Below are 22,701 nucleotides of genomic sequence, written 5' to 3'. Positions count from 1 at the left end.
CAAATAACCATCTGGCAGTTCTGACGCTTGTGCAACAGAGGACGAAATATATACATCCCGTCCCGGTGAAGCAAGTTCGCAGATCCCGTTTTCAAGACAAAATCTTGCAGGACTGCTTAAATAAAAAAGCTCAGTAAATCATAGATCTACGGAGCTTATTTATAGTGGAGGCCGAGGTCGGAATCGAACCGGCGTAGGTGGATTTGCAATCCATCCACAAAACAAGCTATATCAATAGGTTAGCAGCTTTACCGTTCCGCAAGCTACTGATTTTTAAAGGCCTGTACCCCACGGCTTTCAAGATGCGGGTTTTGGGTTGCGGAACGGATTTCTGTCTTCTTCTCCCCTTGACTCCTACTCGGCGTCAGCCCAACTGTACCTTTGGCGCTCTGGATCTGCGCCTCCGCAGCCAAATTCAGACCTGCTCCCTTCTCTGCTATTCAAGATCAACGAAAATCAGCTCGCTCTCGAAGCCGCCATCCTGGAACTCACGAACTGGATCGAGCAGCGCGGGTCGGGTGAGGTCGCCGATAATGTTCGTGGGGCCCTAGACACCATCGACAAAAATGAGGAGTTCATCAAGCTGACGCTCGCAGTCCTAATGACGCCTGAGTGAGGTTATCGGCAGTTCAATACGGTCATTCAGGCACGATCTTGAGGCGAGGATAGAGATTCGAGATCCTGCTACCGTGTCCATAGGCCACTTCTTCCCTGTAAATACAACGTTTCAGCCCCTTTCCGATGGCCTGATCCGGCCTACGGCGGCCCTAAATTTGCACTCTAAGCAGGCTGATGGTGGCCGCATATCTTCGTTAGTGAAAGGCCATTCCGATGATGGATTTGGCGTAGCCCTCCCCCAACACCCTAGCCAGCGTGGCCAATGCGCTGCAATCACTTCGCCTCGCAGCAATTTTAAGCAAGCTGTGATTACTGCTCACCAGGGGCACTACCGGTACTATGCTTGCTCTTTTTCGAAGGGAGCCGACGCGATAAGATCCGTGGTGCGCTGGACACCATTGGCGTAAACGCGGGCCACATTAAACAAGGCTTGTCAAAGCTCAGAACCTAAGATCTCTAATCGAACACACGCCGATTGTGTTGGGGTATTTGACGTTAAAAAGCCCTACCACCCCGAATACAATCAGCTTGCTCTTAGAGATTGGGATAACGGAGCCGAGGTTGTGGGTCGAACTGCGGTGCTCGCCGGACGTAGGCAGAAATGTCCGTGGAGCTCCGGATTCAATTGGGGGAGACGCTGGCTGATCAGTCAGCGTTTGACCAAGCTCAGGGGGGGGAGATATCGGATAGGCACCAGCCTTCCCGCGGTAAGTTCAGGATCACGTCAAGCAAAGCTAACGAAGTAAGTAGTTTGACGTAGCATAGTAAACCTATGCAATGTACTTCTACTGCGCCCGTCCTTGAAGAATCTGGTGGCGTAAAACCCAGCCAGCTCATACGTATGCGCTCGCTCATGCATATCCCCATCGAGCTGCATGGTCTTTTCATAAAGGCAGGGATCCCCCCACCGGAATCCCGATCGACATTCAGCGTATGGTCCGGAAAAGGCTAGCATGCCAAGGAAATTAAGACATTTTGAGTAAAAATATGAAGGAATCTGTTGCGTTCCAAACGCGAGCGCGAACGATCGACCATTTGGGGCGTGAGCAGATTGCTGACGTCCCAACTGCGGTAAGCGAACTATGGAAAAATGCTTACGACGCTTACGCGCGTGAGGTCTCCCTGCACATCTACGGGGATGATGTGCCCGTTGCAGTGATGCTGGACGATGGCCACGGGATGACCCGTGAGCAGTTTCTCGAAAAGTGGCTGGTCGTTGGCACAGAGTCAAAGGCAGGGAATGATCCGGTACCCAAAGAACTACGAAAAGGCTTAACTGAGCGGCCTAAGCAGGGCCAAAAAGGAATTGGAAGGTTGTCTGTCGCGGCGCTAGGTGCCACGGCCCTGATAGTTTCTAAGCAGGCAGGCAACGATTTTGTTGCTTGTCTAGTGGATTGGCGGCTATTTGAAAACCCTTATTTGTTATTACAGGATGTCAAGTTACCTGTAGTAAGCTTCTACGAAGCCAAGGATCTTTTAATCCTTTTGCCGGAAATGCAAAAAGCTCTACTTGAAAATCTATCAGGCTCGCCCGATGACCCTATCCGAGAAGCGCGGTTGAAATTCGCTTGGACCGAATTCGATAGGTTGATTATGGAGCGAGACAATATAAAAGACGCAATATCGAGTCAAATAAAATACTCTGCAAAACAGAAATTTGATGTAGAAAAATTCTTAGCGGAATGGACTGTTTGGAGCGGGAAAAAGGATTCTGGAACCGCCATTATAATTTCCGAGCTGAATTCTGCACTATTAACATGGGTTTCTGATGGTGTTGCTGGAGCATCTGATGAGTCAGCCTCTATAAAGGCGTCCATGATACGGACATTGTCAGGCTTCTCGGACCCGTACAGCCCTTTACATGAGGCTCTTCAATATCGTGTCGTGGTCCATGATCGCTCTGGGGAAAAAGTAGTAGTTAGTCAGGAAGAAGATTATGGAATTGAGTTTATAGAAAGCCTAGATCACAGTTTAATTGGTAGTGTTGATGAGTTTGGTGTGTTTCTTGGCAGAGTGACGGTCTTTGGGAAGGATGTTGGCAATGTGGAAATCGTGCCTTCACACCCTGTCCCGACATCATATAAAGATAGAGTTGGAAAATTTTCACTTTGTATTGGCGCGTTTGAACCTCTGGTAAGGACCAGTTCGCTCAGCGAAGACATTTATGCAAAGGTTACGGAGCGAGCGGAAAGTCACTCCGGATTAAATGTTTATAGAGATGGACTTAGGGTGATGCCATACGGTCGCCCCGAGAATGATTTTTTTAAAATTGAAGAGCGCCGTCAATTTCATGCAGGCCGTGAATTTTGGTCGAGCAGGCGAATTTTTGGGCGCATAGCAATTAGTCGCGCAGGTAATCCAAACCTACGAGATAAGGCGGGACGCGAGGGCTTAATTGATAACGGGGCAAGTAGAGCAATTCAGTCCCTTATAATAGACCTGCTCAAAGTAACTGCACGACGGTATTTCGGTGGCGATGCTCCAGTGCGAAAAGAGTTGCTGCCAGGAGTAGAAGCTGAGAATAATGCTGCCGCAAAAAACGCTAAACAGGCCAGAAGCGGTCAGCTAAGCAACTTCAAAGAACATGTAAAAAACCAACTACCTGAACTGGAGCTGGCTCTAACTCGGGTTGACTCTTTAGCAAAACAGCTAAGAATCATTTTGGCCAAGCAAGATTTAGAAGAACTATGGAAACTATCAGATAGAGTTGATGAGCTTGAGAACATGCGAGCAGAACTTAAGCTGCCACCTAAGCCAAAGGTTTTGGGTAAATTTGAGGATAAGTACAGGGAGTATAGGGACCAATACGTAGTACTGGCCGAAATGGCAGAGTCGGTCCGGCGGGAATGGGCATTTGAAACTGAAAGGCTTAACGCTAAGCCAGCAATCGATGTTGTTAAAAATCGATTTGCAAGTAGTCAGAGCGCACTTGCTGACCAGCTCGTACGTTGGCGGCGGTCGATTATTGATATGCTAGCGTTAGAGCAAACACGAATTACAAATGACATCCAGATTGACCAGAAAGAGTTTTACAAAAAGGTTGCTCCTTTACTGTTCGAGGTTGAAGAGGGACGCGTGCCTTTGAGTGCCGCACTCTCTGAAATTGATGAAGTCCGGGCTCAGCTGAGTGAAGATTTCTCTGCAAGATATGAGGCATACAAGAGAAGCTTAGAACAACTTTCCAAAGGGATAGATTTGGACGGTGCATTTGCTTATGTGGGCGCCCGCACTGAAACTCTCGAAGGTCGGCTGGAGAAGATTCAGAGTCTAGCTCAGGTTGGAATTAGTGTAGAAATACTTAGCCATGAGTTACACGTACTAGATCGTCGCCTTCAAACGAGCCTTGACCGATTGCCAATGAATATAAAACAGACCAAGGAGTATGCGGAAGCCAATTGGGCTAGACAGGAGCTCGTAGAGCGGCTCAGGTTCTTGTCTCAAATGCAGGTCTCCGGCAACGATATTCGACAGCGAATAACAGGTGAACAAGTCGAAGAGTATCTTAGAGCTTTTTTCTCTAGCTCTCTCGATGACTTAAAAGTCTCACTAAAGGTTTCAGCTAAATTTAAGTCTGCGGGATTTTATGAATACCCGTCTAGAATATTTCCAGTATTTATAAATCTAATTAATAATTCATTGTACTGGCTGCCTGCAAGCGGCGAAAAGATAGTTGAAATTGATGTCGTAGATGGATCGATTGTTATTTGTGATAATGGACCGGGAATCGACACAGATGATATAGGCAATTTATTTGAGTTGTTTTTCACTAGACGCATACGCGGCCGCGGTGTTGGCCTGTATTTATGTCGACAGACTTTAGCGGCTGGCGGCCATACAATTTCCTACACCAATGAAAAACCTTGGAAGCTACTGACGGGCGCTTGCTTTGTAATTACGCTGCGGAATGGATTCGATGCCTGATATTACCCCTGAATTATTGAAAGAAGCCTTTATCGACCCTATTCGCTTCGCTCTAGTGCTTGACGACGACTTCCCTACATACGCCCAAATGGCTCGCCAGGATAGTCGAAAGTTTGATTATGAGCGCGCCAGTAGTTTATTTGATTTTTGCCGAGGACAGGGCTGGCTGTGTGATGTCGATAATGCCGTTCATGTGGCTGAAGAGTTTGAACGAGCAAAACATCTAAATCAGTCAGATCTATTGGTTTTGGATTTTCATCTGGATCCAGATAATCCCGAGGATCCGACAAGAGCTTTGGGTGTGTTGCAATCCCTAGCAAGATCAAATCATTTTAATCTTGTGATTATTTATACAGCTGCTGCCCCTGCTGATGTTGCACGAGATGTGGCCTTTAGCTTAGGAGGCGGCTGCGAGGTAAGTGCAATTGAATCAAAAGAAGTCAATGACTTTTTTGAAGAGCTCGATCCTGACGACTATGATGCTATTAAGGCTGAGTGTAATGTAGAAATTATTCAAGCTTTTCTAGGGGCTGATAATAGAGGTGGTAGTGCACGACAGCTAATCAAACTATTACACGAAAAAGGGATAAAAAAGCCACTTACACGCTCTGCTATTGGTATTTTGTGCCGAGAATATCTGGAAAGCAAAATATCTACGGAGATTTTACGTCTGCGTCAGGACAGCGCGAAAGTAGAAGTCTGCTTTTCTGATGCACAGCCAATGTGGATTGCCGAAGGGAATTTGTTTGCTGTTGTTGTAAATAAAAGCAACCCGGTGAGCGTACTTCTAGAGCAGTTGCACGCTGCGCTTATTTCCTGGGATCCTTCACCGCTAAGATTGCTGATGATTCATGCTCGTGCGGCGCTAGAGAAAGTTGGCACTACAGTCGACTCAAAGGTCTTAGAAACTCCCCGACGTCAAGCGGGCTGGTTACTGAGGATCATAGCCTCAACGACAGTTGCCGAGCGCCGCAGTCATATCAGAGACTTATATAGCAGGCTTTTTGAAAAGCTCATACTTGAGGTTGATGAAACCGTAGTCGGCTTTGGCGCCAAATTACTTGATGAAGTTAACGGCACACCTGTAGAAGCTGCATCTCGAATGGCGAAAGCGTCTGGGCTTTCTCATTTAGATATATATCATGCACTAAATGAATATTTATGTTCCGATGTTCATGTTGAGGGTGCGATGACTACGGGAGTTGTCTTTAGAGCTCCCAAGGAAGGAGGTTATAACTATTGGTTGTGTGCCTCGCCGGCTTGTGATCTTGTCGAGGGCCAAAATAACACGGGATGGGATGAGGAGTTACACCCTTATCGCCCAATCAGTGCTATAAGATTAACTCCTGTAAATGGCTTACAAAAGCGTTTGGAGGTAGCGACTCAGGGAAGAGATATTTTCCTCTTTATAGATGGTGCCCCTGTTGTGCTTGAAGTTGCAGATGGGACAACAAGGAAGATGAAGCTTGAGACCATGCTTCTTTTAGGTGGAGGCAGCATTGTAAATGCGAAATTCTCAGGTTTGATCATTGGACCAAACTCCCAAGGTATACCAAATATGATTACTACGGAATTTGAGTCTCTCGCGTTGTTGCGATCTGATTATGCGAACAAATTTCTCGCAGAGTCTGGTTATCAGCGAGCTAGAATTGGTGTTGATTTCGTTTGTTTTCCGAAGCCGTGAAACTGAGGGCGGGCTTGATCAGCTCGCCCTCGTAAGCGCTTGCGAGATTTTTTCAATGATAGCTTGCCCCAAGAGAATGGGAACTGCGTTACCAATCTGTTCGCCAGCAGCCATCAGTCCTCCACTGAATATAAAGTTATCAGGAAAAGTCTGAAATCTTGCTGCTTGGCGCAAAGTAATTCCATGGTTTTCCGTTGGATGTACGAACCGACCTTTTGACGGATTTATGCAGGCGGTGGTCATAGTCGGACCTGGTTTAGATGGGTTGATCCTCCCATATACATCGTTATGCCCACCGTGACCTTGGTGACACTTGAGGACTCGTCCGGAGTCAGATCGGCTGCCGCCGTTGATAGGCGTATTTTTGAATAGCTCGATTAATGCCTCGGAATGATTCATATGCTTGTCATTAGGGTCTTCAAGCGGAGCTCTGCCGAAAACCTCTGAAGCATTTAACCAGAATGGTCTTCCCTCTCGGATATTATCAGGAGTACCTGGTGCTACATGCGTGGGAGCTGGGGGCCACTCGATATCAAACGGCCTATCTTTATCAATACCAAGTATAAATACCCTTTTGCGACTTTGGGGGACACCATAATCACAAGCATTGAGAACTACTGGAGGAAAAATATCGTAATTAGCGTTTTTACCCATCGAATAAAAATTTTCAAGGTATTCAGTGTGGCGTGGCCATAGAAGCCCAGGAACATTTTCTACTAAAAAGACTCTAGGTCTAATTTTCTTTACGTAATCGAAATATCGAGCCAATAGTTCATTTCGTGGATCCCCTACGCCTTGATTCTTAAGGCGATGGCTAGAGAAACCTTGGCACGGTGGTCCGCCGATAATTATGTCGCACTCGCCTGCTACAACCCCCCATCGAGCAAGCGCATCTTCTGGCTCTAAAGGGAGTATGTCGGCATTTATAATTGGCACTAACTTTCCAGCAGACTTGGAAATATTTTGAGCATACGTTTCAGCCGCTTTTTTATTTATCTCTAATGCGCCAATGACGTTTACCCCGGCCCGAATGGCTCCGAGAGAAAAGCCACCGGCCCCAGCAAATAGGTCGATACACTTGGGAGCAGAAGGAAACGAGGAGAGAAAAACGGTGTTGCTAGAGCCGAATTCTGCCAGCAAAGGGCTAAGTTCCGACTCTTGAGGATCTATCACGATGTCCTGCATTCCCAACCCACATTCAAAATTGGTTCATTTTAGAGATATGTGCAGCGGGCGCAACGGCTAGCTGGTCAGCGGACCTGAAATTTGCGTAGGATCGCGATTTTCGTTCCGGTACCGCCTGTCGAAGCTGATCTAAAAAACGTTCACACTGCCCGGGGCGATGCGGTCCTTGTACGTCTGGTCGATCACCGTGATCGAGTTCACGACCGCCGTCCGGTGACACTATCGACTGAACTGGCGCGCGAATGGCTAGACTTAGGCACGCCCAAGGAGCGCGCCGAACAGATGGTGCTACTACAGGGTGAGCCTACCGAGGCGTTCCAATGGTTCAGGTGGACTGCGCCATCGGTAATGTGCGAAATCAGAGCCCTGAGCTGATAAAACCCAGCGAGGTAGAACCTCCTGCTCCTGGCTTGTTATAACTCGACGTCAGCAAATTGAGCCGTTCCTCCAATGCTACCTCGAACTTCAGGTAGAGACGTTCCGCATCGCCGGAGCGTAACGCGCCGAAAGTTTCCATCCTGAGCACGAATAAAAACGTGCCGACTAAAACAGCCCTCCTAACTCAGCCGGTTCCCAGTTCATAATGACCAGCTCACCACTGACCTCGGCTTTCCCCGGGCGCTGATTGGTGTTGCAGTAACGAATGTCCAGCGTCTCGAAGTGAAAACCGTCAAACACCCGCCAAATGTCTGGGTGGTCGTTGATGCTGACCATCACTTTTTCGACGACTACGAAAGAAAGGTCATCCCTGGGCTGAAGCCCGGTACTCAAAAGGACTACTTGAAAGGCCTCAAACAACTACGCAACGCGTTCGAGTCAGCCCCTGTAGATGCGGTCACCCCGCAAGTGATCGCCCAGTATCGCGACGCCAGAACAGCAAAGGTGCGCGCCAACCGCGAGATCGCCCTCCTCTCGACCATATTCACCTTTGCCCGCGAATGGGGGCTCACTGAAAAGGCAAACCCTTGCACCCGCTTACGCAGGAACAAAGAAACACCCCGCGACTTCTACGCAGGCAAAATCGTTTGGGATGCGGTTTACACAGAGGCACCTCCCGAGCTGAAAGACGCAATGGACCTAGCCTATCTGACCGGCCAGCGCCCCGCCGAGGTGCTCAAAGCATCAACTGCCGACTTGAACAACGGGTTCCTGATGATAGGCCAGGGCAAGACTGAGAAACGCTTGCGCATCCGTCTACACGACGGCGCAGACGCATCAGGGCTCAGCACCTTCCTCGATGCCCTGCTCGAGCGCAAAGCCATGACCGGCATCAGAAGTTCAAGCCTGATTACCAATCAGGCAGGCCTGCGAATGAGTTACGCAATGCTGAGAAATCGGTGGGATGAAGCCCGAGAAAAAGCAGCCGCGAAGGCCGCGGCTGATGGTGATGCAACGCTTGCCGCCGCGATCCGCCAGTTCCAATTCCGCGACATCCGACCAAAAGCTGCCAGCGAAATTGACGACATTAGTCATGCTAGTCGCCTGCTTGGCCACTCAACGCAGGAGATGACAAAAAAGGTTTATCGCCGTGTTGGTGAAATTGTGCGACCCACAAAATAACTAAGGGCCGCGATGGGCTGCTACCAGTAGGTTATCCCTGCGAAGACAAATCGAGCCAATATAGCTGCCGCTGGCCAAAGGCAGAATACGACCCAAAGCGGCCCTTCGCGACGTACGTTTCATGGGTAGAGTTCGCAGGGTGGATAGCGTCTAAGGCTAGGAGGGATACACAGGGGTTGGCGAACTGCTGCGGCCATCGGATTGCTCCTCCATGCGTTGAGCCAGCTTCCGGACGGACCCCAAAGGCATCACTACAGCCAACAGGTCAGAAACTCCTATCAGCTGTGTGGTGCTTGGGAGTGAATAAAAAATTACCTATTACTTAAGAATTTATTTAGAACTTCATCAATTTTAGCAATTGTTTGGACTGCAATATCAATCGCTTCAGTTGGCGTAACGTGCTCAGCGATGAGAATTCTTCTTCGGTCAGATGTCTGTCGCTTGCTAAGGCCACTGAATGTGGATTCAAAACTAGCACGCAATTCAGACTCGTCACACGAAAGAGGGTTGAATTCATTTTTTAGCCACACCAATTTGATCGTAAACTTTGGAGCTGATGGAGTTGATACTTTAGCGACTCGATATACGTCGAGGTATATCGGCCAACCTTCATCACGCTGGAAGTTTCCGATTTTTGAAGATGTCAGAGCGACCCAATAACTCCCTTCTTGGATAAACTCCGCTGCCAAACTAGGCGCAGCCTTGGCAAGCTTCTGCGCTAGGCTTGTTACTCCTCTAATTTTGATTAGCTTCTCGCAGACCGGTCTGTGCTGAGAGAAAAAGATCATCAGTTCTCCGACCGTCCCTTGGAGAGTGGAGTGTTCCCAAGTCTCCATCGGAATGCGTTTAAGCTCACGCATGCTTTCGATAACTACTGGGTAAGAAAGCGCAATGTCTGCCATCAAATCTGACTGCGCCTTGCTCGCTGGGCTTTCCCAGCTGGTTACACTTTGGCAATAAGTAGCTAAGAGCTGCGCGGATTGGTTTCCTCGATTTAGACTGTGCCGGGCTCGATTTGCTGAAGGTTCAAGCCACTGATAATCAAGTAAGCACCAGCGATTTCCAAGGGATGATAAATGGGCTTCAGAGTACGACTCAAGATCTTTGTCAATGACTACAAATGCGAGGTCGTAGTCTGAAAAAACCCGACGATCGGCTAATTCTGATTTTACTGACTTTACATATCGTTCCAGCTGCCCAGCGTCTAACGTAGCTTTTACTTTGTTTTCAATTGCTATGAGGATTTTGTTTCTTGGATCTACTAAAAACAGATCCAGTCTGCCATTGCTAGATCCATCATTGATCTTTATTTTAAATTCTCGCGTTACAAAAGCAGCACCGAAACTTGTTGTGCGTATTCTGCCTAGAGTCCACTTTTCAAAAAACTTTTTATTGTCAAATCTGCAATTGTCACTTGCCTCAAATGCAGCCTCCAGAAAATCTTTGATAACTGCATCGCCTTGAGCATGCCCTTCGTTGGGGTTCATGCACCAAGCCAATACGCTCGAATTTTGGTTTTCATTTAAATTTACAACATCAAATACGTTATCGGCTGTCTTGTTAAGCTCGATAAGCTCCAGCAACTTTGGGTCACTTAGAAAACTATAAAGATCGTCAGATTTCATCAACCGTATCTCAGTAGGTGCAGCTTTAAATTTCGGAGATTTTATCTGATTTCAGTGCGCAGCGCTTCATCCGTGCCTCGGGCGCTGTGTCTAAGGTTTTCTAAAAAGGATCGATCAAATTCACAATAACCGGCATTTGTACAACAGGGAAGTTTTTTAGGAGCTCAGCATCTAGCGCCTCTGCAAAGCTCTTTACCAAATCAGCGACTCGCCTAACATCGGCTGACGAGACATTTACAGGATAACCCTCCTTATCACGCCCCCCTCGGTGCACTATGTCATGACGGATTATAATTTCGGGCATGAATGGTGCAATGTCAGGGAATTTAATTCCTAGAGTTTTTTCAAGTAGTGGCTTGGCTTTATCCAAACGATGCCATATGAAGGTTTGTAAATAATCAATTACTTTTTTCTCTAAGCCTTCCATTGTGGTGAATATGTCTGAAAGTTTCAGCTTTTCTCCCGCGAAGTCTTCATTACTTTTAACAAAAGACCGCAATATATCGTCATTCTGTGTAACCCAGTAGGCAGTCGTATCCCACAGATAAGCCTCTAAAGCCGTTATTGTTGCGCTATGCAATAGCTGTATTACAAAATCTTGAGTAGTGGCAGGCCCTGTTAACGTTTCTTCAATTTTATTCAAACGCTCAATCAACATTTTCAGCGGGTCAGTGCGATCCTCTGGAAGCATTGAGTAAATATCATCGTATCCCCAATCTCCGTGATCAACCGCAGCCCATTCATCTCCACACTCTTGGACCAAGTCATTGATCAACTTTTCCATCACGTCGTATTCTACGACGTGTGAAAAACGCTCCTGTATCTCTTCGTTTGGATCGTGAGGGCCACCACAAATAAACTGATATCCACCCTCCCGACTTTCGTAGGGTGTGCAATTCGCAGGATCTTCAAACCGAGCATAAAACCACTGCCGCATTGCTTCAATCTGTAAGACTTCAGGGGCATCTTGAAGCCACTGATCATCAGGGTCGAATTCTCGAACATCCTGATTACCTGCTTCAGGCGGCAACTCTGGTCGGTCGTCGCAGTCCCATTGGCTCATGGCGTAATCTCCCTGTTAGCATCGTATGAACTGGGCCGAATGGTAATGAAGGCCCTAGAAGCCAATCTAACGCATGTCTAAAGCTCCTTAGTAGCAATATTTGCGACGGATATGCCGGCTACCATTCAACAAGCTGCCAGTGAGAGATTTCGCGTTCAACCGCTATGAATTGCCCCCACTTTCGCGACGCATCTGAATGACCGCACCTGGCCGATTTCGGTCGGTCGTGACAGGCATAAATCGACCCATAGCTGCCGCTCGATAGTTAACGGTAACGACCGAACCTTTAACCGGGAGTAAGGCTCAATGCCAATCCTTGGGGTCGCTCTGGAATAATTCTAGTTCAAGCCGACGAAGCTCCTCAAAGCCAGAAGATCTAGTCTTGATCTCAATCCACGCCCGCGCGAATGCCGGTAGTTTTAGGTTCGCCTCAATTCCCTCCGACCAACTTTTCCATACATCCGGAGTAATTCGCCCATGCGCCCGGAGCGAAGTTTGTTCATTAGTCAAATCGACATAACGATACAGCTCGTCGAAGGCTTCTTCGTATTCAGAGTCAGTTAGAATCTCCCCCATTAAAGCCTTCTTCGGCAGCTCTCCGGCCAATTCGCGGTATTCCTTTCCCAATGAGTCTTCAAACTGCAACTGCGCAATCTCACGACTCGTCTTTAACTGGTGTCGTGCGTACCACACGCCGATCGCAGCTACGCAGGCTGCAAGAGCCGAAATTGCGCTACCTACTGCACTAACGATATCAGTGATATTCGACATCACTTCCTCTCACCATAATATTATATTTATGAACATACGCTCCAAGTGCCGATGCTTAAAGCATTGCAGTCAGCTTAACTTTAATGGGCGCCATTATCGTCTAGTTCAGCCTACATTCATGCTGCGTGAACGCCGTTATCAATCAAGCTCAGAGAAACAAAGGATATCCCTAGTTGTGAGCCATGCAGCTCCGATTGCAACGTAGTCTCAGCAGGCAACGCGTTTTCCGCATCCATTCGGCAGGGCTTGCTCCATCTCTGTCAGGAAGCACGCACGGCTGCTCTGCTTCCGCTTACCGGCATATTCGATATCGGAGAAGACCATCTACTCATCCTCAAAGCTTGCTGAGGCGGCTGAACGGAGGCCACTTCAGCACAAGCCGGTTGCAAGTGCTGACTTGATCGGAGTTTCCCGCCTTACATAGTGGATATGCTCCCTTGCTACCAATGGGCTGCAATGGGGGGCACGAACCGAGTATCATCGGGGGTCAAGTAGAGCTTTGATCTGCGCTATCGGATAGTCGAGCTGATCATTGTAAAATGCCGCAAGCGTGCAATGTTCTTGTTGATAGGCGTCTATTCTGTACGGAATGAACACACTCTCAATAGATAGCTCGATACTATTCGTAACTATAAGCATCAGCGCATGATCTTTAGTAAGCAGTTTTTCTGAAAGAAGACGATATTTATTTTGGGGTTCAAATGCGGTATTAATGGGTTCGATCGTATCATTGATAAACTGCAGGGCAAGTGCGCCCGGACGCTTACCTGTTAACTGTTTATTTAAGGCTCGCTTGGATAATTTCTCCACTTCCGTCCAGATCCGGACATCTCCAGCGTATACAACCCTAATACCTTTCAACCTGTCTTCTGGGCTATGACACGCTACGAAAGCAGCTACTGAGCCAGGTAGGGACTGCGAAGCGTTAAAACACGCGCCCTCATCCATAGGGTCGCCAACCAGAGGACAAAAGTCTTCAGTGACCGAGAAACCGATGCCTTCTAAATTGCTTCCCTTGGCTTCGATCTCGCTGGCTAGATTAACAACGAATGTCTGGAAGCTCTTTTCGTCCGTGGGCACGGATTCAGTCAACGCAATGGTCAAGATGCTTGCGAAATCTTTCTTGGCTGGGAGAAGCCTTCCCAGCGAAATCTTTTCCAGCAAAGCACCTATCAAACGGTGCCCGTCAGCAAGGCGTACCGCGAATCCTTTATCGCCTGCGAAGGACTTGCACTCAAGCTCAAAGGGCTCTAGGCCTCCAGGCGGATAGACCAATAAGTCGAAGGTCTCCTTACCCTTGCTTTCTTCTGGCCAGTCGATAGTGCATCCCCTAGACGTGAGCACATAGGCCATGTAGAGCTCATACTGCAAAGCACGCATATCGCTAGAAAGTTTGAATGCTCCCTCAAATCGTTTTTTCAGTTCCTTTGGCCCCGGCTCACCACGATCGACAGCTTCGCAGAGCTCTACTACCCGCTGAACGAATAGCATAGTCTGATACATTGTGTTCCATTCGTAACCTGCACTTAGTGCGTACTTATGCCTCTCCCAGAACGTCAGGCCAAAGGCGACTGAGCTATCTAATTCCTCTTGGCCGCCGCGACCAGCGAACTGCTTTGATAGTTTACTAATATTTTCTACAACTTTAAGCCAAGGTTTGGCTGGATATAGATTAGTCAGCCGGTTATAGATATCCGGAAAGCCTAATATGGCAAGGGTGATCAAGGCGTTGTTTCCTTACTTCAGCATTGGATCCGGGCGCAGCCAGAACGGGCGCGCCTCCCGAATCGCACTCTACCTCAGGGAACCTCGGTACGCCACGGTCGGTGCTGGAGGGGATTTCGATGTCTAGGTCTCGCGCCGGCACATACGCTTCTCGGGACGCAGCATCCATCAACTTGCGTCCCCGCTCCCCCCGGAAGCTCCACAGCAGACAGAAGCGGCAGGCTCTAAATCTCTGAGGAAAACACCTCCGGGATATCCTTTTACCTATCCCTTTTCCTAGGGGGTTTAAGTGGCTTGTTCATGAATTTCTCACCCTCAATGACCCAATCTGGATCTCCTGATGTGTTATCAGCCACTTTTGGCCGATTGCGGCCTGACACTACTCTGATCCTAGGTACCCCCATCGTTCGCAGTTGCGGAACACCGCCCAAAAATTGCGGAACACGCCACTTTCCCGAGGGCAATAAAAAACCCCGTAGATCGTTGATCTACGGGGCTATTTATAGTGGAGGCCGAGGTCGGAATCGAACCGGCGTAGGTGGATTTGCAATCCACTGCATAACCATTTTGCTACTCGGCCACTTACATTTGCTGTCATGTTGCTCAACATCAAATGCGTACAAACTTGGAGCGGGAAACGAGACTCGAACTCGCGACCCCGACCTTGGCAAGGTCGTGCTCTACCAACTGAGCTATTCCCGCGTCTTGGTGTGGCGCATTCTATAGAATCCAGAAGCCCCGTCAACCCTTTGATTCAAAAAAGTTTTATTTCTTTTCCACGTCGGTCTTCAGATGTGGCCAGGCCGCCCGCAGGTATTGGACCATGGACCATAAAGTCAGGCCTGCGGACACCAACAGCAAGGCATAACCCACCAAGACCCAAAAGGAGAAGTCGGATGGATTGGCCAGCAGGATCACCAGCGCGAGCATTTGCGCGGCGGTTTTCCATTTGCCCAGGTTCGACACGGCGACGTGAGCGCGAGCGCCGAGTTCGGCCATCCACTCACGCAGCGCCGAGACGACAATTTCGCGACCGATGATGACGGCGGCTGGCAGCGTAAGCCACAGGTTGCCGTGCTCTTGCACCAGCAACACCAGCGCAACGGCCACCATCAGCTTGTCAGCCACCGGATCAAGGAACGCCCCGAACGGCGTGCTCTGCTCCAGACGCCGCGCCAGATAACCGTCCAGCCAGTCTGTGGCGGCGGCGAATGCGAACACCGAGGCGGAGGCCAGGTAGCTCCATTGATAAGGCAGGTAGAACAGTAAAATGAAGATCGGGATGAGCAGGACGCGTAGAACGGTAATCAGATTAGGGATATTCATCGGCACAACTGGCTACGAGGTGAGGTGGCATTCTACTCGCTGTGCAGATTTGCATAAATCAACTCTGCGAGCTTTTTACTGATTCCGGGTGCTTTGGCGATCTCTTCGATGCTGGCACGAGACAGCTCCTGCAATCCACCAAAATGTTTCAACAAATCGCGGCGACGCGTCGGTCCGACCCCTGCAACGCCCTCGAGCGTCGACGTACGCCGGGTTTTGCCTCGGCGAGCGCGGTGCCCGGTAATCGCAAAACGGTGAGCTTCGTCGCGTATCTGCTGAATCAAATGCAGCGCGGGGGAATCGCCGCGCAAGGTAAATTCGTGGGCTGCGTCGTTGAGGTACAGGGTTTCGAAACCGGCCTTGCGAGTCGCGCCCTTGGCCACGCCCAGCAAAATCAGGTCAGGCACCGCCAGCTCATTGAGTACGTCGCGAGCCATGGACAGCTGGCCCTTGCCGCCGTCCACCAACAGAATGTCCGGCAGCTTGCCCTCCCCGTCCTTGAGTTTGCTGAAGCGCCGGGTCAGAGCCTGGTGCATGGCTGCATAGTCATCGCCCGGGGTGACGCCTTCAATGTTGTAACGACGATAGTCGGACTTGATCGGGCCTTCCGGGCCAAACACCACGCATGAGGCCACGGTTGCTTCGCCGCTGGAGTGGCTGATGTCATAGCACTCGAGACGCTGCGGCGGCTCGTCCAGGTTCAACACTTCGGCCAAGGCATCGAAACGGGCGGCGACGTGCTGACGATTGGCCAGACGTGCACCCAGCGCCTGCTCGGCATTGGTGACGGCCAATTGCTGCCAGCGCGCCCGGGTGCCACGTACTCGATGGCTGATGGTCAGCTCGCGACCGCGCAGCTCTTCGATGGCCGTTATCAGCGTCGGAAAATCTTCGTGGACCACGTTGACGATCAGTTCGCTCGGCAAGTCGCGTTCTGGACTGGTGATGAAGTACTGACCCAGAAACGCGGCCATGACCTCGGAAACGTCTTCGTCGATACCGACCTGCGGGAAAAAGTTTTTGCTGCCCAGCACTCGACCACCACGCACGCTGATCAAGTGCACACAGGCGCCGCCCGGATTGACGAACGCGGCGATCACATCGATATCGCCTGTGCCGCCCTCCATGCTCTGTTGATCCTGAACCCGGCGCAGCAGGGAGATCTGATCGCGCAGTTCGGCGGCGCGCTCGAATTCGAGATTGATCGCCGCTTCCTCCATGCCCGCGGACAACTCGTCCGTCAGCGCATTACTGCGGCCTTCAAGGAACATCACCGAGTGACGAACGTCTTCGGCGTACACCTCTGGCTCAACCAGCCCGACACACGGCGCCTTGCAGCGCTTGATCTGGTATTGCAGACAAGGACGCGTACGGTTCTTGTAATAGCTGTCTTCGCACTGGCGAACGAAAAAAGTCTTTTGCAACAAGCTCAGGCTTTCGCGAATCGCACCCGCGCTGGGATAGGGACCGAAATACTTGCCCTTGGCCTTTTTCGCCCCGCGATGGATGCTCAAGCGAGGAAACTGGCCATCCGAAAGAAAAACGTAGGGATACGATTTGTCGTCGCGCAGCAGGATGTTGTACGGCGGACGCCACTCCTTGATCAGCGTCTGCTCAAGCAGCAACGCCTCGGTTTCGTTGGCCGTAATGGTCGTTTCGACCTGAGCGATACGGGCGACCAGCGCCGCCGTCTTGGGCGCAAGACCGGACTTTCGAAAGTAGCTCGACAGGCGATTCTTAAGGTTCTTGGCCTTGCCGACATACAGCAGGCGCGCATCGCTGTCGAACATGCGATAGACGCCGGGACGCCCACTGACCGTCGACAGAAAGGCGCTGGGATCGAAGACTTCAGTCATTTTCAGAGGCTGGCATCGACCATTCCGTGACGAACCGCCAACAGCGTCAGCTCGACATCACTGCTGATCGAAAGCTTTTCAAAGATGCGGTAACGATAAGTATTGACCGTTTTTGGCGACAGGCAGAGCTTGTCGGAAATGATCTGTACTTTCTGGCAGCCGACAATCATCAATGCGATCTGGATTTCGCGCTCCGACAATGCATCGAATGGCGAATCGTTAGTCGGCTGAAAGGATTTGATCGCCAATTGCTGGGCAATCTGCGGGCTGATATAGCGTTGGCCGGCGAACACCAGGCGGATCGCCTGGACCATTTCCGGCAAACCTGCGCCTTTGGTCAGGTAACCGGCGGCACCCGCCTGCAACAGGCGCGTAGGAAACGGATCTTCCTCGCACACGGTGACTGCTACGACTTTGATGTCCGGGTGGCTGCGCAATAATTTGCGCGTGGCTTCAAGACCGCCGATCCCGGGCATCTTGACGTCCATCAGCACCACATCGGGTTTCAACTCACGCGCCTTGAGCAGGGATTCTTCCCCGGACTCAGCCTGGCCGACTACTTGCAGGCCATCGATGTCAGCCAGCATTCGTGTAATGCCTGTACGAACGAGATCATGGTCATCGACTACTAGCACCCTAATCAAGCAGACACCTCGCGATATGGTCTTATTGGGTTGCCGGACACCTTAGCAAAAAGCAACTGGCAGACCTAGCGGCAAGCGTCATATAAAAAGTTTCAATACATCTTGAAAGGCTTGTCACAAGTGCGTTTCAGCGATGAAGGTCATCGACATCGCGCTGCATTCTCAGGAAACACTCGTCCTGACCGACCACCCTCAGCCCTTTTCGTTCGTAAAGTGCTTTGGCCGGATTCGTTTCAAAAACTGTCAGGCGTAATGCCGGACGCCGTTCCTTGCTTGCCATGGCGAATACCTGATCGATCGCCAAGGAACCGCCTCCCTGCCCCCGAAATGCTTCGAGCACGTGCAGTTCGCGGATATACAGGGCTTTGGCATCACGACTCAGGCTCACATAGCCCAGCAGGACATCGTCACGGACGATCAACCAGTTCTCGCGCCCGGCCCAAGCCACATCGAACGCCTCGTCCAGCCAGAGCAAATCATTCTGAATGTAATAACGCAGCATGTTGCGACAGGTCAGGCCACGCGCGAACGCCAGGTCCCCGGAGGTTGCCGGACGCAACTGGAACCCCGTCACGCTTGCGCAACCGGGACGATATGCCCTTCCCAGCCCGTAGCGTCGCGGCGGGCGACCACCAACAGGTTCCCGGTACCTGGCGCCGCTGCAATCAGCGAACCATCCTGCGCCCAGATGGCACTGCGCCCTGCTGACTCCCATCCACCTGTTGCACCAGCGTGGTTTGCCATGAGCACGGCCATCGAATGGGCGCTCGCATAACCTTGCAACATGGCACTGTCCGTCGCGTAGCCATTTTCAGTGATCAGTACGCCTGCGGCATATAAGTTGGCGCCTTGTTCCGCCGCTGCCGCGGCATGGCTGGCGTGAGAAAAATCGGCGCACACCGCCAACGCGACCGTGTCAGCACCGATCGTCAACGTCGAACCGCCCGTTCCCGGCGCAAACGCCACCTCTTCGCCCGGATGCAGATGCTGCTTGCTGTAGACCCCGAACGAACCGTCGGCGCCGAGGACCAACGCACCGATCAATACCGGTGAATCGTCCGACAGGCGAATCGGCATTCCGACCACACTCGTCACACCGACTTCCCTCGCGAAATCGCGTAGCGGTTGCAGCACCTCGGCATCGGGTGCAATCGCCAATTGCGCTGCCAGTCCACGCTCGTATCCGGTCAGCGACAATTCAGGAAAGACCAGCAACTGGATGCCCTGCTCCGCCGCCACCTGCATGAAGCGTTGATGCCAGGCAATATTGGCGGCGAGGTCGCCGGCAATGGAGATGGACTGGGCGGCGGCAATGGTCAGTGTCGTCATGGTTCGTCCTGGTAACGCTGCAAGTTGGGCTGAAGGCAAAGTGTGTCATAAACCCTGACGCACTCAAGCGATAGAAAATGCCGTCAGCAATCGATAGCATTTTCTGATTGAAACCGCGCACCGGCCTCTAGTAAGCTCGGCGCATCCATCGGAGACAGACCATGTTCAACGCCCTCTCACCGCTTCGTACTGCCAGCGCCCCGCGCTCGGCTGCGGCTGCCCGGGTGAACGACGTTTGTGCTCCGGTCAGCTTTTATTTTGGGTATTGGTTTAGCCACTGGCGCGCCTGATACCCACACGGCGCCCACTTTAAACGGGTCGCCACCAGAGAATTCTCAACCCCCGGTCGGCCTCCCGACCGGGGGTTTTGTTTTTTCAGCCCCATTACTTTCAGCAACACACCAGACACCTTGAGGATTCAGAAAATGAACTACGCCACTTATTACCGTCACGACAGTTTTACCGCCTGGCGATTTACCAGCCTCCGCTCGGGACAGCCTGCCGCCTCCGATCGGTCACCCACAGGTGGCAAGCACACACACGCAGCCAATCCGGCTAATTGTCGAACACCCCAGTAGGGCCGAGCGCGCGGAAACGAACCCGCCGCCCGTCCAGGAAGCCTGAATATGAACTCGTCCGTCTCTGCTCTGCCGCTGTCCACCTTGAGCCCTGCCAATGAAGCGCTGACCCTGCGCCTGCCCAGCTCATTGCAACTCAAACAGCAACTACCCCTCACTAACGCATTGACCCAGCAAGTCGCCGCGCACCGCCAGGCTGTTCGCGCGATTCTCAACGGTGAAGACTCCCGTTTGCTGATCATCGTCGGTCCCTGCTCGATTCACGATCCGCACTCTGCGCTCGAATACGCGGCCAATCTCGCCCGCCTCGCCGCCGACGTCAGCGATCAAATGCTGCTGGTGATGCGCGCCTATGTCGAAAAGCCCCGCACCACGGTCGGCTGGAAAGGCCTGGCCTACGACCCGCACCTGGATGGCAGTGACGACATGGCCGGTGGCCTGACTTTGTCCCGCGAACTGATGCGCGAAATGCTTCAACTCGGCTTGCCGGTTGCTACCGAGTTGCTGCAACCGATGGCGGCTGGCTACTTCGACGACCTGCTGAGCTGGGTCGCTATCGGCGCCCGCACGACCGAATCGCAGATCCACCGGGAAATGGCCAGCGGCCTCGGCATGCCGGTCGGCTTCAAGAACGGCACCGATGGCGGCGTCACGGTTGCCAGCGACGCCATGCGTTCGGCCGCCCACCCACATCGTCATTTCGGTGTCGACAGCCAGGGGCACCCTGCGATTGTTCAAACCCCAGGCAATCCCGACACCCATCTGGTGTTGCGCGGTGGTCATCGCGGGCCGAACTACGATCGCGACAACGTTGCGCAGATACGCAGTGACTTGACCCGACTCAAGATCCCGGCGCGGATCATGGTCGACTGCAGCCATGCCAACAGTGGCAAAGACCCGGCTCGTCAGCCTGCCGTGTTCAACGACGTGCTGGAGCAACGCCTGCAAGGCGACCAGTCGCTGATAGGCATGATGATCGAGAGTCATCTGTTCGAAGGCTGCCAGCCCTTGAGTCCGACGCTGCGTTACGGGGTTTCGGTCACCGATGGCTGCCTCGGCTGGGACACGACTGAACAATTACTGCGCCAAGCCGCCGACCGGCTCCGGGCTGGGGACAGCGTCCAACTCCCGGCATAGGCCTTCCCATGCAACCAGCCCTCGACAGAGGGCTGGCATCTGAAAAGCGAATCCTCTGACCGGCAAATGACCTACGGGAAGTAGGCCGTTGCTGCGATGTGCCTCGCCTGGTGCATAAAGATGTCCATATATTCCGAACAGGACCTCAGGGTATTTCGAGTTTTCCTACACTTTCTATAACTTTTTCATCAGGTTACAGCGGACTCTTCATACATCGCAGAGCTGCCAGTGTGCATTAGAGTGAGCCCATATCCACCCCTCTGAGCCACCTCTCTAAACACCGAGAAAAAGGAATGAACATGCTACGGAATGCAACCACTCAGTACCCGATCCTGCTGATCCACGGACTCTTCGGCTTCGATCGCATCGGCAATGTCGAACTCTTTCACGGCGTCAAGCAGGCCCTTAGAAGTGCCGGTGCAAGGGTCTTTATCCCTCACCTCTCGGCTACCCATAGCAATGAGGCCCGTGGTGACCAACTGTTGGCACAGATCGAACGGGTGCTGGAAGGCACCGGTGCCAGCCAGGTCAACCTTATCGGCCACAGCCAGGGCGCACTCGCTGCCCGTTACGCGGCAGCAGTCGCACCCGAGGTTATCGCTTCGGTAACCTCCGTCAGCGGACCGAACCACGGCTCGGAACTGGCCGACTTCCTGCGCAAGGCGCTAACGCCCGGCCGCCTGCCGGAGCATGTCGCTGCCACGGTTGCCACATTGTTCGCCGATTTCCTCTCGTTGCTCAGCGGCAATCATCAAATGCCGCAAAACGCCATCGCCGCACTCAACTCACTGACCACCGAGGGCGTGGGAGTTTTCAACGACAAATACCCCCAAGGGCTGCCAAAGACGTGGGGCGGCAAGGGCCGCGACCAGGTTAATGGGGTTCGCTACTACTCCTGGAGCGGCACGTTGCAGGGCACCATTCTCGACGAAGGACTTAACGCACTCGATCCGCTGCACGGGTTTCTGCGCGCCTTTTCCGGTTATTTCACCACTGAAGCCGAGCAGAATGACGGCATGGTCGGTCGCTACAGCTCCCATCTGGGGAAAGTGATCCGCTCCGATTACCCGATGGATCATCTGGACAGCCTTAACCAGACGGCCGGACTGGTCCGCAAAGGCATTGATCCTGCGGCCCTGTATGTTCAGCACGCCGAACGCTTGAAAAATGCCGGTCTGTAACCGGGCGCCGGACGGCCGAGCGGAACTTTGGGGGAGAATTAGCCCACTGAATCCGGTAGGCTCAACACTTTACTGAATATTGAAAGGAGTATTTCCCCATGGCCAAAGCCACTGCCCGTCACATCCTGGTTGCCTCCGAAGCCAAGTGCAACGAACTCAAAGCCCAGATCGAGGGCGGCGCTGATTTCGCCGAAGTTGCCAAAGCCAACTCCACGTGCCCGTCCAGCCGTCAAGGCGGTGACCTGGGTTCGTTCGGTCCAGGCCAGATGGTCAAGGAATTCGACACCGTGGTTTTCAGCGCCCCGATCAACGTGGTGCAAGGCCCGGTCAAAACCCAGTTCGGTTATCACCTGCTGGAAGTGACCAGCCGTCAGGACTGACGCCTGCGAAGTTTTGCGCACAACGGCCCGCCTTTTGGTGGGCCGTTGTGTTTGTGTGACGCGATACGGCTGGCGAGGCACGCGCCGGTAGCGTACAAATTGTGGTTATCGACCACCC

At 51.9% G+C, this 22,701-nt stretch carries 17 protein-coding genes, 2 tRNA genes and 2 pseudogenes; 8 read left to right on the top strand and 13 right to left on the bottom strand.

Translation table 11 applies throughout. The features are described from left to right. Window positions 1-373 precede the first annotated feature (373 nt). The 3 genes from QRN31_RS20075 (at window position 374) to QRN31_RS20065 (ending at window position 6,223) form a co-directional block, all read left to right on the top strand. On the top strand, window positions 374-616 hold the full coding sequence (locus QRN31_RS20075; protein WP_285434189.1) for a hypothetical protein: 243 nt from the start codon (window positions 374-376) through the stop codon (window positions 614-616). Window positions 617-1,605: 989 nt separating this feature from the next. After that, window positions 1,606-4,539, top strand: coding sequence for an ATP-binding protein (locus QRN31_RS20070; protein ID WP_285434035.1), 2,934 nt, complete (start codon window positions 1,606-1,608; stop codon window positions 4,537-4,539). After that, the gene (locus QRN31_RS20065; protein WP_285434034.1) at window positions 4,532-6,223 is read left to right on the top strand and encodes a response regulator receiver domain; all 1,692 of its coding nucleotides are present in this window, start codon (window positions 4,532-4,534) and stop codon (window positions 6,221-6,223) included. The genes QRN31_RS20070 and QRN31_RS20065 overlap by 8 nt, the downstream gene beginning before the upstream one ends. Before the next feature lie 18 nt (window positions 6,224-6,241). On the opposite strand, the gene QRN31_RS20060 is transcribed toward QRN31_RS20065, so the two are convergent. Next, window positions 6,242-7,408 (bottom strand): DNA cytosine methyltransferase, encoded by a 1,167-nt coding sequence (locus QRN31_RS20060; RefSeq protein ID WP_285434033.1) that lies wholly within the window; start codon window positions 7,406-7,408, stop codon window positions 6,242-6,244. Window positions 7,409-7,603: 195 nt separating this feature from the next. Between QRN31_RS20060 and QRN31_RS20055 the strand changes: the two are divergent. Then, window positions 7,604-7,827: pseudogene (locus QRN31_RS20055) on the top strand (DUF159 family protein); the annotation flags it as partial. Window positions 7,828-7,951: 124 nt separating this feature from the next. Here QRN31_RS20055 and QRN31_RS20050 read toward each other — a convergent pair. Next, window positions 7,952-8,128, bottom strand: a pseudogene (locus tag QRN31_RS20050) (DNA adenine methylase); the annotation flags it as partial. Between QRN31_RS20050 and QRN31_RS20045 the strand changes: the two are divergent. After that, complete coding sequence (locus tag QRN31_RS20045) at window positions 8,069-8,968, top strand: tyrosine-type recombinase/integrase (RefSeq protein ID WP_285434032.1); 900 nt, start codon at window positions 8,069-8,071, stop codon at window positions 8,966-8,968. The pseudogene QRN31_RS20050 and the gene QRN31_RS20045 overlap by 60 nt on opposite strands. A 311-nt stretch (window positions 8,969-9,279) precedes the next feature. Here QRN31_RS20045 and QRN31_RS20040 read toward each other — a convergent pair whose 3' ends face one another. The 11 genes from QRN31_RS20040 to QRN31_RS19990 all read right to left on the bottom strand — a co-directional run bounded on the left by QRN31_RS20040 (window position 9,280) and on the right by QRN31_RS19990 (window position 19,307). Then, the gene (locus QRN31_RS20040) at window positions 9,280-10,593 is read right to left on the bottom strand and encodes a PDDEXK-like family protein (RefSeq protein WP_285434031.1); all 1,314 of its coding nucleotides are present in this window, start codon (window positions 10,591-10,593) and stop codon (window positions 9,280-9,282) included. 100 nt (window positions 10,594-10,693) lie between these two features. Further along, a complete protein-coding gene (locus QRN31_RS20035) occupies window positions 10,694-11,656 on the bottom strand; it encodes a hypothetical protein (RefSeq protein ID WP_285434030.1) in 963 nt (320 codons plus the stop codon). 303 nt (window positions 11,657-11,959) lie between these two features. Next, the gene (locus QRN31_RS20030) at window positions 11,960-12,427 is read right to left on the bottom strand and encodes a hypothetical protein (protein ID WP_285434029.1); all 468 of its coding nucleotides are present in this window, start codon (window positions 12,425-12,427) and stop codon (window positions 11,960-11,962) included. Window positions 12,428-12,904: 477 nt separating this feature from the next. Beyond that, on the bottom strand, window positions 12,905-14,152 hold the full coding sequence (locus QRN31_RS20025) for a hypothetical protein (RefSeq protein WP_285434028.1): 1,248 nt from the start codon (window positions 14,150-14,152) through the stop codon (window positions 12,905-12,907). Window positions 14,153-14,658: 506 nt separating this feature from the next. After that, a tRNA-Cys gene (locus QRN31_RS20020) sits at window positions 14,659-14,732 on the bottom strand. Window positions 14,733-14,778: 46 nt separating this feature from the next. Continuing rightward, window positions 14,779-14,854: transfer RNA gene (locus QRN31_RS20015), tRNA-Gly, on the bottom strand. 63 nt (window positions 14,855-14,917) lie between these two features. Further along, window positions 14,918-15,478, bottom strand: a complete 561-nt coding sequence (pgsA, locus tag QRN31_RS20010; RefSeq protein ID WP_090183490.1) for a CDP-diacylglycerol--glycerol-3-phosphate 3-phosphatidyltransferase — start codon at window positions 15,476-15,478, stop codon at window positions 14,918-14,920. Between the two features lie 32 nt (window positions 15,479-15,510). Then, window positions 15,511-17,334: an excinuclease ABC subunit UvrC gene (gene uvrC / locus QRN31_RS20005; RefSeq protein ID WP_090183489.1), complete on the bottom strand. Its 1,824-nt coding sequence runs from the start codon at window positions 17,332-17,334 to the stop codon at window positions 15,511-15,513. 2 nt (window positions 17,335-17,336) lie between these two features. After that, window positions 17,337-17,978 carry a response regulator transcription factor GacA gene (gene gacA, locus QRN31_RS20000; RefSeq protein WP_008015884.1) on the bottom strand — a complete coding sequence of 214 codons (642 nt, stop codon included), beginning with the start codon at window positions 17,976-17,978 and terminating at the stop codon, window positions 17,337-17,339. A gap of 127 nt (window positions 17,979-18,105) precedes the next feature. Further along, entirely contained in the window at window positions 18,106-18,552 is a 447-nt protein-coding gene (locus tag QRN31_RS19995; protein ID WP_285434023.1) for a GNAT family N-acetyltransferase, read from the bottom strand. Further along, window positions 18,549-19,307 carry a carbon-nitrogen hydrolase family protein gene (locus QRN31_RS19990; protein ID WP_285434022.1) on the bottom strand — a complete coding sequence of 253 codons (759 nt, stop codon included), beginning with the start codon at window positions 19,305-19,307 and terminating at the stop codon, window positions 18,549-18,551. Before QRN31_RS19990 ends, QRN31_RS19995 begins: the two co-directional genes overlap by 4 nt. 626 nt (window positions 19,308-19,933) lie before the next feature. On the opposite strand from QRN31_RS19990, the gene QRN31_RS19985 reads away from it, so the two are divergent. The 3 genes from QRN31_RS19985 to QRN31_RS19975 all read left to right on the top strand — a co-directional run bounded on the left by QRN31_RS19985 (window position 19,934) and on the right by QRN31_RS19975 (window position 22,583). Next, window positions 19,934-21,022: a 3-deoxy-7-phosphoheptulonate synthase gene (locus tag QRN31_RS19985; protein ID WP_285434020.1), complete on the top strand. Its 1,089-nt coding sequence runs from the start codon at window positions 19,934-19,936 to the stop codon at window positions 21,020-21,022. Between the two features lie 299 nt (window positions 21,023-21,321). Continuing rightward, a complete protein-coding gene (locus QRN31_RS19980) occupies window positions 21,322-22,203 on the top strand; it encodes an esterase/lipase family protein (RefSeq protein WP_285434018.1) in 882 nt (293 codons plus the stop codon). A gap of 98 nt (window positions 22,204-22,301) precedes the next feature. Next, complete coding sequence (locus QRN31_RS19975) at window positions 22,302-22,583, top strand: peptidylprolyl isomerase (RefSeq protein ID WP_008150918.1); 282 nt, start codon at window positions 22,302-22,304, stop codon at window positions 22,581-22,583. Window positions 22,584-22,701: the final 118 nt, after the last annotated feature.

It is taken from the genome of Pseudomonas sp. fls2-241-R2A-110, assembly GCF_030209165.1.
In the GTDB taxonomy this organism is placed as follows: domain Bacteria; phylum Pseudomonadota; class Gammaproteobacteria; order Pseudomonadales; family Pseudomonadaceae; genus Aquipseudomonas.
The sequence above is the reverse complement of the archived record's forward strand: the minus strand, read 5'-3'. Positions and strand labels throughout refer to the sequence as shown.